At 70.6% G+C, this 11,754-nt stretch carries 14 protein-coding genes; 5 read left to right on the top strand and 9 right to left on the bottom strand.

Going from position 1 to position 11,754, the window contains the following annotated elements:
- The first annotated feature begins 66 nt into the window (after positions 1-66).
- Positions 67-477 carry a hypothetical protein gene (locus GGE06_RS14880; RefSeq protein ID WP_116160226.1) on the top strand — a complete coding sequence of 137 codons (411 nt, stop codon included), beginning with the start codon at positions 67-69 and terminating at the stop codon, positions 475-477.
- Here GGE06_RS14880 and GGE06_RS14885 read toward each other — a convergent pair.
- The 3 genes from GGE06_RS14885 to GGE06_RS14895 form a co-directional block, all read right to left on the bottom strand.
- A complete protein-coding gene (locus tag GGE06_RS14885; RefSeq protein ID WP_116160225.1) occupies positions 467-1,129 on the bottom strand; it encodes a DUF5063 domain-containing protein in 663 nt (220 codons plus the stop codon). The genes GGE06_RS14880 and GGE06_RS14885 overlap by 11 nt on opposite strands.
- A 47-nt stretch (positions 1,130-1,176) precedes the next feature.
- Positions 1,177-1,776, bottom strand: a complete 600-nt coding sequence (gene recR / locus GGE06_RS14890) for a recombination mediator RecR (protein ID WP_030747474.1) — start codon at positions 1,774-1,776, stop codon at positions 1,177-1,179.
- Between the two features lie 89 nt (positions 1,777-1,865).
- Positions 1,866-2,201: a YbaB/EbfC family nucleoid-associated protein gene (locus GGE06_RS14895; protein WP_116165441.1), complete on the bottom strand. Its 336-nt coding sequence runs from the start codon at positions 2,199-2,201 to the stop codon at positions 1,866-1,868.
- A gap of 260 nt (positions 2,202-2,461) precedes the next feature.
- Here GGE06_RS14895 and GGE06_RS14900 point away from each other — a divergent pair, with 260 nt between their 5' ends.
- A complete protein-coding gene (locus GGE06_RS14900; protein WP_221518170.1) occupies positions 2,462-3,166 on the top strand; it encodes an SLATT domain-containing protein in 705 nt (234 codons plus the stop codon).
- Between the two features lie 30 nt (positions 3,167-3,196).
- On the opposite strand, the gene GGE06_RS14905 is transcribed toward GGE06_RS14900, so the two are convergent.
- The 4 genes from GGE06_RS14905 to GGE06_RS14920 form a co-directional block, all read right to left on the bottom strand.
- Positions 3,197-3,847 (bottom strand): putative DNA-mimic protein, encoded by a 651-nt coding sequence (locus GGE06_RS14905; protein ID WP_116160223.1) that lies wholly within the window; start codon positions 3,845-3,847, stop codon positions 3,197-3,199.
- A 123-nt stretch (positions 3,848-3,970) separates the two neighbouring features.
- The gene (locus GGE06_RS14910) at positions 3,971-4,666 is read right to left on the bottom strand and encodes a GntR family transcriptional regulator (protein WP_116160222.1); all 696 of its coding nucleotides are present in this window, start codon (positions 4,664-4,666) and stop codon (positions 3,971-3,973) included.
- Positions 4,667-4,735: 69 nt separating this feature from the next.
- The gene (locus GGE06_RS14915) at positions 4,736-6,100 is read right to left on the bottom strand and encodes an aspartate aminotransferase family protein (RefSeq protein WP_116160221.1); all 1,365 of its coding nucleotides are present in this window, start codon (positions 6,098-6,100) and stop codon (positions 4,736-4,738) included.
- 660 nt (positions 6,101-6,760) lie between these two features.
- On the bottom strand, positions 6,761-7,186 hold the full coding sequence (locus GGE06_RS14920) for a hypothetical protein (RefSeq protein ID WP_184931046.1): 426 nt from the start codon (positions 7,184-7,186) through the stop codon (positions 6,761-6,763).
- Positions 7,187-7,343: 157 nt separating this feature from the next.
- On the opposite strand from GGE06_RS14920, the gene GGE06_RS14925 reads away from it, so the two are divergent.
- Complete coding sequence (locus GGE06_RS14925; protein WP_116160219.1) at positions 7,344-8,180, top strand: helix-turn-helix domain-containing protein; 837 nt, start codon at positions 7,344-7,346, stop codon at positions 8,178-8,180.
- The gene (locus tag GGE06_RS14930) at positions 8,177-8,368 is read left to right on the top strand and encodes a DUF397 domain-containing protein (RefSeq protein WP_116160218.1); all 192 of its coding nucleotides are present in this window, start codon (positions 8,177-8,179) and stop codon (positions 8,366-8,368) included. Before GGE06_RS14925 ends, GGE06_RS14930 begins: the two co-directional genes overlap by 4 nt.
- Here GGE06_RS14930 and GGE06_RS14935 read toward each other — a convergent pair.
- Positions 8,353-8,976: an FMN-dependent NADH-azoreductase gene (locus GGE06_RS14935; protein WP_116160217.1), complete on the bottom strand. Its 624-nt coding sequence runs from the start codon at positions 8,974-8,976 to the stop codon at positions 8,353-8,355. The genes GGE06_RS14930 and GGE06_RS14935 overlap by 16 nt on opposite strands.
- A gap of 104 nt (positions 8,977-9,080) precedes the next feature.
- A complete protein-coding gene (locus GGE06_RS14940; protein WP_246532571.1) occupies positions 9,081-10,031 on the bottom strand; it encodes an NADP-dependent oxidoreductase in 951 nt (316 codons plus the stop codon).
- 172 nt (positions 10,032-10,203) lie between these two features.
- Here GGE06_RS14940 and GGE06_RS14945 point away from each other — a divergent pair, with 172 nt between their 5' ends.
- Positions 10,204-11,730: a substrate-binding domain-containing protein gene (locus GGE06_RS14945; RefSeq protein WP_184931047.1), complete on the top strand. Its 1,527-nt coding sequence runs from the start codon at positions 10,204-10,206 to the stop codon at positions 11,728-11,730.
- The last annotated feature ends 24 nt before the right edge of the window (positions 11,731-11,754 follow it).

The raw sequence follows: 11,754 nt of genomic DNA on the forward strand, positions 1-11,754 counted from the left end.
TCGGTGATCTGTCGGTGAGCCCCGCCACGGTGGGGGCACCACCCACGGAGAGCAGAGGAGCCGATCATGGACCAGACCCTGGTGGACCGGATGCGCACCTACCTGGACGCCGGCCTCGCGATGGACGTCGAGGCACTGGACGCGCTGTACGACCCCGCCTTCGAGAACGTCCGCTGCGACGAGGAGGGCCTGACCGTGACCCTCACGAAGGACATGTTCATGAGCCGGTTCCGCGCGCTGCGGGAGCAGGGCGTGAGCGTCGGGGAGTCCGTCGACGACGCGACGTTCCTCATCACCAGCACCTACGGCGAGTACGGCTCGATCGTCGTGCACCGGGTGAAGGACGGCCTGCCCGTCCTCTACACCTTCGTCTGGCAGCGCGCCCCCCACGGCGGCTGGGGGACGCTGCTGCGCGAGTTCACGTACGAGAAGGACATCAGCCACCTCGTACGGCTCATGGAGGCGGCTACTTCTTGAGGGACCGCAGGCCCAGCGGGGTCGCGATCTCCTCCAGCATCACGCGGCCGGCCGCCTCCGCCAGGTCGTCCTCGGTGAGGTCCTCGTCGGTGTCCAGACCGTCGAGCTCGGCCAGCGGCTGGTCGAGGCGCACGTGGGCGACGAGGGACTGGAGGGCGCGGAGGGTGGCCGAGGCGGTGGGGCCCCAGTTGGAGAAGTACGAGAACTGCCACCACCACAGCGCCTCGCTGGTGCGGCCCGCGCGGTAGTGGGCGAGGCCGTGGCGCAGGTCGGTGACGATGTCGGCGAGGTTGTCGGAGATCCGGGCCGGGACCGGGGCCTTGCGCGGCTCGTACGGGTCGAAGACCTCGGAGAAGACGTCGACCGGCTCCAGCATCACCGCGAACCGCTCGCGGAGCTCGTCCACGTCCGGCTCCGGGCCCGTGTCCGGCTCGTACCGCTCGTCCGGGACGATGTCCTCGTGCGCGCCGAGCCGGCCGCCCGCCAGGAGCAGCTGGGAGATCTCCAGGAGCAGGAAGGGCACCGCGCTGTCCGGCTCGTCGCCCTTGGCGACCTCGGTCGTCGCGACGATGAAGCTCTCGATCGAGTCGGCGATCTGGACGGCGAAGTCGTCCGGGTCCTGCGTGACGGAGTGCAGTGTGGGATCAGACATCGAGCAGCCTCCCTGAGAGCGCGCGGGCGAGCGCGCCGACCCTGTCGTCATACATCTAGCAGCCTCCGCCCCTCGAAGGCACGGCCGAGGGTCACCTCGTCGGCGTACTCCAGGTCGCCGCCGACGGGGAGTCCGCTGGCGAGCCGGGTCACCTTGAGCCCCATGGGCTTGATCATCCGCGCCAGGTACGTCGCGGTGGCCTCGCCCTCCAGGTTGGGGTCGGTCGCGAGGATCAGCTCCGTGACGGTGCCGTCGGCGAGCCGGGCGAGCAGCTCGCGGATGCGCAGGTCGTCGGGGCCGACGCCCTCGATGGGGCTGATCGCGCCGCCGAGGACGTGGTACCGGCCGCGGAACTCGCGGGTCCGCTCGATCGCCACGACGTCCTTGGGCTCCTCGACCACGCAGATGACGGTGAGGTCGCGGCGCGGGTCGCGGCAGATGTTGCACTGCTCCTGCTGTGCCACGTTCCCGCAGACCGCGCAGAACCTGACCTTCTCCTTGACCTCCAGGAGGGCGTGCGCGAGGCGCCGGACGTCCGTGGGCTCCGCCTGGAGGACGTGGAAGGCGATCCGCTGCGCGCTCTTGGGACCGACGCCGGGCAGCCTGCCCAGTTCGTCGATGAGGTCCTGAACCACGCCTTCGTACAACGGAACGCCTCTCTCGGAGTGCTTGATTCTTACGGTAGTGGCTGGAAGCGAGCCTTAGAAGGGGCGCTGGGAGCGAGCCTGGAAAGGGCTCAGAAGCCCAGGCCCGGCATGCCGCCCATGCCCTGGGCGAGCGGGCCGAGCTTGGTCTGCTGGAGCTGCTGCGCGTTCTCGTTGGCGGCCTGGACGGCGGCGACGATCAGATCGGCGAGCGTCTCGGTGTCCTCGGGGTCGACCGCCTTGGGGTCGATCTCCAGGCCGCGCAGCTCGCCGGAGCCGGTGACGGTGGCCTTGACCAGGCCGCCGCCCGCCTGGCCGTCGACCAGGGTCGCGGCGAGCTCCTCCTGGGCCCGGGCGAGGTCCTGCTGCATCTTCTGGGCCTGCTGGAGAAGCTGCTGCATGTTGGGCTGGCCACCACCGGGGATCACGGTCACTCCTCAGGTTCGATATGTCGGTATGCCGAGCCTACGTGGTCACCGACCGGGGCGCCGACGCAACTCTTTCGAGTGAGAAACTGCGGGCTCCTCTACCTGATCAACACCCTCTTGCGGGCGGAAATCCCGGGATTCCGGGCCCATCGCCCACCATTCGGCGGTAGGAAGGGCAGGCACCACGTGCACCGCACGTCACAGAAGGACATGAGCACTGAGCTGAACAGAGGAGTCCCCCGGTGAGCCAGCAGCCGGAGATGCAGCCGCCGGGGCCCCCCGGGGGAGACGTCACCCGCGATCTGACCGGTACGCCGTTCCCCCTGGGCGACTGGGGCGAGCCGGCCGAACGGCTCGACGAGCTGTACCGCTGGGTGGAGGGGAACGCCCTGCGCACCGCCGAGTGGTACCTCTCCGACCGCGTCTGGAAGCGCCGGGCCGCCCGGATCCTGCGGATCGGCACGGCCCTGGGGGTGATCGCGGGCGCCGCGCTCCCGCTGCTCGACCTGACCGGCGTCGCCGCCGGCACGGCCGGCTGGGGCTATCTGTCGCTGCTGCTCGGTGCCGCCTGCCTGGCCTGCGACCGGTACTTCGGGCTCACGTCCGGCTGGATAAGGGACGTGGCGACGGCACAGGCCGTGCAGCGCCGCCTCCAGGCCCTCCAGTTCGACTGGGCCTCGGAGAGCGTCCGGGAGGTCCTGGGCCCCACGGAGGGCACCGCCAGCGAGGCGGCCGAGCGCTGCCTGGGCGTACTGCGCCGCTTCTCGGAGGACGTGACGGAGCTGGTACGGGCGGAGACCGCCGACTGGATGGTCGAGTTCCGCTCGGGCCCGGCGCCGCTCGCGCTCCAGTCGGTCGGGGTCGTACCGGCCCGGCCGGAGACCGTCCATCCGGCCGGCCGCTTCCCGCTGCCGCCGGGCACCCGTCCGAACATGCCGCGCCAGCGGCCCCCGGAGGCCCGCTGAAGCGGACCTCCGGCGAAGAGCCGGGCGGCCTCAGCTCAGGATGATCATCGACCCCTGGGCGAGGCTCCGGGTCGCCGCCGCGTGCAGCCCCAGCCAGACGTGCCGCTCCCGGGCGAAGGGGTGGCCGTCGTACGGCACGGCCACGGCCGGCTCCTCCAGGGTGGTGGGCCGCTCCGGCGGCAGCGGGGCCGCGGGCGGGTTCGCCGGGTCGATGCCGATGGCGGGCGCCACGAACTCCAGCTCGCGAAGCAGCCCGTACGAGGAGCCGAGCGGGCCGCCGCCTTCGAGGAGCTGGTCGTTGGCGAGCGGCACCGGGAACTCCACCGGCACGTACGCGCCGGCGTGGTCGTAGTGCCAGACCAGATGGGACTGCTGGGCGGTCGCCTCGAACATCTCCAGGAGCTGCTCGTAGTCCCCCCCGAGCTCGCCGACGGGCTCGACCGGCAGTCCGCACATCTGGAGCAGGTAGGCGCGGCGCAGGAAGTGCAGGGCCTCGTAGTCGAAGCCGGCGACCGGGGCGACGTCGCCGGAGAGCCCCGGCATGTACGCGTAGACCGGCACGGTCGGCATGCCGGAGGCGGTCAGCACGGCGTCGTAGGCGGCTATCTCTTCGGCGAAGGGATTGTCGGGGCTGTGGCACAGCACGTCGACGAGGGGGACCAGCCACAGGTCACAGGCCAAGGGAGGCTCGCTCTCCGTCAGTTGCAGGGACGGCCAGGGTAGTCGGCTCGGCCGACGACGCCCACCCGCTGAGGACCTGCCCCCGAAGGCCCGGCCTCAACCCGATGAGGCGTCGGCCGGACGTCAGCGGGCCCGCGCCTCCAGGCGGTCGGCCCACTCCAGGGAGTGCGCGTTGTAGGCCCGTACGAGCGCGACGGCCGCGTCCGCGTCGCCCAGGGTGATCGCGTCGACCAGGTCCACGTGCCCGCTCCACAGCCAGCCGAGGACGTCCCTCTCGGAGCGCAGGTAGGGCACGGAGAAGACCCAGGCCTGGACGCGGAGCCGGTGCAGGAAGTCGGCGATGTAGTCGTTGGCGGAGACCAGGCGGCCCAGCTCGCGCCAGTAGCGGATGTCGTAGCCGATGAGGACGTCGAGGTCCCCGGCGCGGGCGGCGCGGGCGGCGGCCTCGCCGCGGCGCCGTATCGAGACGAGCGCGACGCCGTACGACAGGTCGGGCTCCCCGGGCGCGGTCCCCGGCGTGTGGCGGCGGAAGATGCCGTCGACGACGAGCATCCGGGCCTCGACCATGCCCCGGTAGTCGTCGATCGAGTACTGGTGGACGCGGAAGCCGCGGTGCTGGTCGGAGTCGAGGAGGCCCTGCGCGCAGAGGTCGACGAGGGCTTCGCGCACGGGCGTCGCGGAGACTCCGTACTGCTCGGCGATCTGCTTGACGGTGAACTCCTGGCCCGGCTCGAGACGGCCTGCGAGCACTTCGTCACGCAGCGCGTCCGCGATCTGCTGTCGCAAGGTGTTGCGTGTGACAGCTCCGCTCGCGGGCATGTGGCAGGTCCCCTCCGTCCGGTTCCGGACACCCTAGTCCAGACGGAGGGAACCCCCCGGTAGCGCGGGTTACGCGGTGTACTCGTCGGCGACCGACAGGGCCGCGTCGAGGGCCGCCAGGCCCTCCTTGGCCTCGGCCTCGGAGACGTTGCAGGCGGGAACGGCGTGGGTGCGGTTCATGTTGATGAAGGGCCACAGGCCGTTCTTCTTCGCCGCGGCGCCGAGGGCGGCCATCGGCGCGGCTGCCTCGCCGGCGGCGTTGTACGGGACGAGCGGCTCGCGGGTCTCGCGGTTCTTCACGAGCTCCAGCGCCCAGAAGACGCCCATGCCGCGGACCTCGCCGACCGACGGGTGGCGCTCGGCGAGCTCGCGCAGGCCGGGGCCGAGGACGGTCTCGCCGATGTGGGCGGCGTTCTCGACGACCTTCTCGTCGGCCATCACGTTGATGGTGGCGACGGCGGCGGCGCAGGCCAGCGGGTGACCGGAGTAGGTCAGGCCGCCGGGGTAGGGCCGCTTGTCGAAGGTCGCGGCGATCTTCTCGCTGATGGCGACGCCGCCGAGCGGCACGTAGCCGGAGTTCACGCCCTTGGCGAAGGTCATCAGGTCGGGCACGACGTCGAAGTGCTCGGCGGCGAACCACTTGCCGGTGCGGCCGAAGCCGGCCATGACCTCGTCCAGGACGAAGACGATGCCGTACTTGTCGCAGATCTCGCGGACGCCGGCGAGGTAGCCGGGCGGCGGGGTCATGATGCCGGCGGTGCCGGGCACGGTCTCCAGGATGATCGCGGCGATCGTCGCCGGACCCTCGAAGGCGATGGTGTCCTCGAGGTGCTGCAGCGCCCGCTGGCACTCCTCCGCCTCGGTGGCGGAGTAGAAGGGCGAGCGGTAGAGGAACGGCGCCCAGAAGTGCACGACGCCCGCGGAGGCGGTGTCGGAGGGCCAGCGGCGCGGGTCACCGGTCAGGTTGATCGCGGTGGAGGTGGCGCCGTGGTACGAGCGGTAGGCGGAGAGCACCTTCGTACGGCCGGTGTGCAGCCGGGCCATGCGGACGGCGTTCTCGACGGCCTCGGCACCGCCGTTGGTGAAGAAGATCTTGTCCAGGTCGCCCGGGGTGCGCTCGGCGATCAGGCGCGCGGCCTCGGAGCGGACGTCCACGGCGAAGGCGGGCGCGAAGGTCGCGAGCTTCCCGGCCTGCTCCTGGATCGCGGCGACGACCTTCGGGTGCTGGTAGCCGATGTTCGTGTAGACGAGACCGCTGGTGAAGTCGAGGTAGCGGTTGCCGTCGTAGTCCCAGAAGTACGAACCCTCCGCGCCGGCCACGGCGAGCGGGTCGATCAGGCCCTGGGCGGACCAGGAGTGGAACACGTGCGCGCGGTCGGCGGCCTTGACGGCGGCCCCGGCCTGGGGATCGGGTTCGATGACATGAGGGGTCATGCGGTCGAGGGTAAGGAACCGCAGGTGGGACGGGCCATCACCATCTTGTCCACCGAGACCGGGGCGGACCCGACACGTTGCCGGTCCGGGTCGGCGGGCCCCTCACCAGGAGGTGACCTGTCGCACGTCCACGCACTCGTGCCGGGGAAGAACGGAGTGGCCGGACATGCCGCCGGTCACGAACGCGTCGTTTCCCTTCGGACCCTCGCCCTGATACGCCGAACCGTCCGGGTAGAAGGCCTCGGCGGGTTCGCTTCCCCTCGGCCAGCGCCCCCGACACGTACTCCATCGCCCGGGTGAACTCCGGGTCGGTCAGCCGGCGGGTCATCTCCTCCCCGGAGACGTCCTCGATGTGGGTCTGGATCCACCAGAGGTTTCCGTACGGGTCGCGGACCCGGCCGACCTCGCCGCCGAAGAACAGGTGCGTCACCTCGGTCACCGAGGTCCCGCAGCTCCGCATGCCCGACGCGGCCGTCCTCCATGACGAAGCGTCCCAGCTCCTCGGCCCCGAAGGCCCGCTCCAGATAGTCGATGAGGCCGGCCGTGTCGCTGCCGATGACCCAAGGCGTGACCGTCGTGCAGCCGTCGGGGACCGCCTTGACCGCCGTCCTGTCCTCCTTGTCGCTCATGGGGACGAGGCCAGGGAGGGACCAGGTCACCTCATGGCCTACTTGCCTGACCCGCGAAGAGCTCCGACACGGCGCTCCGCAGGAGCAGCGGATGGACGAAGCGACCGGGGCACGTGGGCGGGAAGCGCCACGCCAGCGGCCAGGTCCGACCGGTGAGCGCCGGGACCGGTACGTAACTGACGTGCGCCGGGCCCGCGTTGAAGCGCGTCACCCCGCGCGGCCAGGACTTGTGCGCCGTGGTGCCGGGCGGGACGAGGAAATAGACCCCCCGACGGCCGTTCGCCTCGATGACGACGGGACCCGGGTCTCCCCCGGTCAGCGCCTCCATCCAGTCGGCAAGTCGCCGCCCTTCGTCACCGTCCACACGAACGGCGTCGAATTGTACGCCCGCCTTACGGAGTTGGAATCCGGAAACAGGAATCCAATCCACCTTCACTTCCCGATTCTCTGCATTCACGAGACCATGTTCCCGCGTCGACGCTAGCGTTTTCCACGACTGAAGCGGGCGCGTCGGCAACCCCTTGACCTGCGTCAACGCACCCCGCATGCAGTCGAATTCGGCGGGGAGCAGTTGAGACCGGTTGAGATCGGTTGAGTCCGAATGGGGAGCATGAATGGCACGAGCGGAAAACAAGGAAACGGTCGGCCCTGCGGCCCGCATGGCGGCCGCCGTGGCGAAGCGATTGCGCCAGAAGAAGGGCTGGACACAGGAGTACGAGGGCGCCCAGATGGGATTTACGGGCGCGGCGATCAGCGCGATGGAGCGCCTCATCCATCCGGTGAGCGACGACATGCTGGTCCAGCTCGAACGCGTCCTGGGCGGCGGCACGGGCATCTTCGAGGAGATGCGGGAGCTCGTACGCCTGGAGAAGCTTCCGGAGCAGTTCCGGGGGTACGCGCCGATCGAGCAGAAGGCGGTGGCGTTGTGGCTGTACGCGAATCACGTGGTGCATGGCCTGTTCCAAACCGAGGCGTACGCACGGGCGTTGATCGCGGGCGGGCACCCGAAGCCGACGCCTGAGCGGGTCGACGAGCTCGTCACCGGACGCATGGCCCGGAAGCAGCTCTTCGATCGCAAGCCGGTGTGCGAGATCGAGCTCATCCTCGACGAGTCCGTACTGCGGCGTCCGTTCGGGGGCGAGGAGGTCATGCGGGAGCAGTTGGTGTACTTGGCGGAATGCGCCCGGAGGAGCAACGTGAACCTGCAGGTACTCCCGCTGGACGCGGGGTTGGGGGGTGAGTACGCGGGTGCCCGAGGCGACCTGAACATCGTGGAGACTCCGGCCCACGACCACGTGACGTACCTGGAGATCCAGGGGGAGAGCCTGCTGATCACCGACCGGACGAAGGTCAGTGTCCATCGGCAGCGATATGCGAAGATCCGGGCACAGGCCCTGGATCCGCGCAGGTCGCTGGGCGTCATCGAGGAGTTGGCGGGAGTACGGAGATGAACGAGACCCTGCACTGGTTCAAGTCCAGCTACAGCGACGACGGCGGGGGCAACTGCATCGAGGTCGCCCACGACCACCGCCCGGAAGGCGCCGCCGTCCACCTCCGTGACTCCAAGGTCCCGGACGGCCCCACCCTCACCGTGGAGCCGTCCTCCTGGAGCGCCTTCCTCGGCTACGCGGCCGCCTGAACCGCCAGTTCCTTCGCCAGGGACTCCGCCGTCGCGCGGGACTCGGCGGCGGAGGCCTCGTACAGCGGGACGAGCCCGGCCATCGTCGGGACGTTCGGCGCCAGGGTCAGCTCCGGGACGATGAAGGTGACGTCCAGGCCGAAGACCTCGCCGAGGGTCAGCCGCAGGTAGCTCTCGACGTAGTCGTTGCCGTGCATCGGCGTGCCCTCGCGGTACGAGCCGCCGCGGCTGGCGACGACGACGGCGCGCTTGCCGGCGAGCGAGGGGTTCTCGGTGATCGAGGTGCGGCCCACGAGGAAGACGTGGTCCAGCCAGGCCTTCAGCGTGGAGGGGATCGTGTAGTTGTACATCGGGGCGCCGAGCAGGATCACGTCCGCCTGCTCGGCCTCCTCGATCAGCTGCCTGCGCAGCGCGAACGCGGGCGCCTCGCTGTCGGCGTAGTAGGCGTCCGCCTCCAGGTGCGGGATCGGTTCCGCGGCGAGGTCGCGGTAGATCACCGTCCCCTCGGGGTGCTCCGCCTCCCAGGTCTTGCGGAAGGCGGCGGTGACGGCACGGGAGTGGGAGTTCTCGCCGCTGAAGGACGTGTCGATGTGGAGCAGCGTGGCCATGGGGATCGTCTCCTGAGTCGCAGGGGCTGGTGAGAGAGATCCTGTTTCCTCAACCAAAGTTGAGGTCCAGCCCTTTTCCCGCCCCTGTGACCCAGTTCACTCACTCAGATCATCAGGATGATCCGGCCCGGCCGGTGTCCCGCCTCCGCCCTGCGGTGCGCCTCCGCGACCTCCTCCAGCGGCATGACGTCGGCCACCCGGGTGATCAGCTCCCGGTCGGCGACCTTCCGCAGGCTCTCCGCGAGCCGGGCGGCGTCCGGCACGGCCCGTACCGTCTCGACGCGGATGTCCCGCTCGGCGACCGGCACCCGGTCGGGGGCCAGCGCCGCGAACACGCCGCCGTCCTTGACCACCGGGAGCAGTTCGGCGCCGATGAGCGCCCCGTCGAAGACCCCGTCGACCCCGTCCGGATCGCCCGCGATCACCTTCGCGACCACGTCCCCGGGAAGGCCGCGCGTGACGACGTGGTCCACGCCGAGGACCCTCAGTTCGGGCTCGTCGCCCTCGTAGGCGACGGCCACGACCCGCAGTCCGGCCGCGTGGGCGTACTGGACGGCCAGACGGCCCACCACCGCGCTGGCGCCGGTCACGAGGAGTGTCGCGCCCGCCGGGAGGTCGAGCCGTTCGAGGCCCTGCTGGGCGGTCGCCGAGGCCAGCGGGAGGGACGCGGCCACCGTGAAGTCCACGTCGTCCGGGATCGGGGCCAGCCACTCCGGGTCGGCCCAGATGATCTCCGCGTACGTGCCGTCGCCCGTCAGCATCTCGAACCAGGGCACGAAGCCGGCCACACGGGTGTCCTTCTCCATCCCGGGCACGGGATCGAGCAGCCTGCCGGCGAAGTCGGTCCCCAGGACGAACGGGGGCGTGAGGTCGCCGACCGCGTCGGCGTACCGGCCGGCGCGGATCCGCAGGTCGGCCTGGTTCACCCCGGCCGCCTTCAGGGCCACCCGCACCTTGCCCGGGACGGCCCCGGCCTCCGGAACGGGGCGGCGCGCCATCCTGAGGACCTCGGGTCCTCCGTACTCGGTCACTTCGACGACACGCATGTGGCGCATGGGGTTCTCCTCACACCGAAGGCCCCCTCGTGGCCATTACATCCACGCTCCCCGGCCCCGGGCAACCTCTGTCCGCCCACCCGAGTAGCCCTCCCTGAACGAAGGGCGAAGTCCAGGTGGCCGCCCGCTACGCCGCCCCCGCCCTCGCACAGGCGTCCGTACCGTCCCGGCCATGCAGTGGATAACTCCCGAGAACCTCATCGCCGTGGGGACGGCCCTCATCGGTGTCCTGGTCACCTTCGCCGTCGTCTGGATCGACCGGTTCTCGCCGCAGCGCAAGCGGCTCGGCTACCGCGTGCAGCTCAACACCCCGCTGCACCGCGAGGAGAACCAGGACAGCGAGGTCATGACCGTGCGGGAGGGCCAGGTCGTCGGCATCACCCCGCCCGAGAACGGATCCACGCTCGTCCTCCTCCGCATCGAGAACGACCGCGAGCTCGACATCAGCTCCGACGACTACGGCGCCTCGACCGACCCCCACGGCCTGAAGATCACCTTCGGCGAGCGGACCGTCCAGGGCGTCGTCGCCACCATCCCGGCCGGCTGGGAGTCCGTACGGGACGACCTGGAGCGCACCCCGAAGCTCGGCCGGAACGCGAACGCCGTCCTCGTCCCCAAGGTGGCCCTCGAACGCGGGCAGTACTTCAAGCTGCTCGTCCAGCTCTCCGGCGGCGTCGCCGACCGCGACATCAAGATCGACGGAAGCCTCCACGGCGGCACCATCCGACGCAACCGCAGCACCACGCCCGACGAGAAGCCCGCCAGGTTCAGCCCCACCGCGCGGAACGTCACCGTCGTCCTCACCGCCTGCGTCATGGTCCTGGCCGCGATCATCGTCCGCGAGCAGACCCCGCCGCCCATCGGCTGCGCCCGGGGCACCCTCACCGTCACCGGCTCCACGGCCTTCGCCCCCGCGCTGCGGGCGGCGGCGAAGCAGTACGAGGAGGACTGCGAGGGCTCCACGGTGACCGTGGACGTGCACGGCTCCACCGCCGGGATCCGGGAGCTCGCCCAGGCCGGGAAGGACAAGGGCGCGATCATCGCCCTCTCCGACGGGCGCAAGCCCGGCGGCTTCCCCGAACTGCGGGAGAACATGGTCGCCGTCTCCCTCTTCACCCTCGTCGTGAACGACGGGATCCCCCTCGACGACCTCACCCTGGACGAGATCCGCGGCATCTACCGGGGCGAGATCCACAACTGGGGGCAGCTCGTCCCCGGCGTCGACCAGCCGGTCCTCCTCGTCAGCCGCGACGCCAACTCCGGCACCCGGCAGGTCTTCCAGCGCCGGGTCCTCGACCGCAACGAACCCGCCAACTCCTCCCAGGACTGCCGGACCTCCGACGACCCCGAGTCGAAGGTCATCCGCTGCGAACTCGACTCCACCGAACAGGTCCTCACCACCGTCGCCGAACTCCCCGGCGCCCTCGGCTACTCCGAACTCCGCGCCACCGACGGGCGCAAGGGCCTGCACCGGGTGGCCGTCGACCGGCGGCGGCCCGTCGTGGAGGAGCTCGGCGAGTCCAGCTATCCCTACCGGGAGATCGAGTACGCCTACACCCGGGGCCTGCCGCCGGCCGACTCCCTGACCTCCAGCTTCCTCACCTACCTCAGGTCCGGGCGCGGCCAGGACGTCATCAGCGCGCACGGGCACCTGCCCTGCGCGACGCCGAAGGGGCTGAAGGTCTGCGCAGACGGCTGACGCGGCCGTCTGGCATGCTCTGGC

The organism is Streptomyces nymphaeiformis (assembly GCF_014203895.1).
Taxonomy (GTDB): domain Bacteria; phylum Actinomycetota; class Actinomycetes; order Streptomycetales; family Streptomycetaceae; genus Streptomyces; species Streptomyces nymphaeiformis.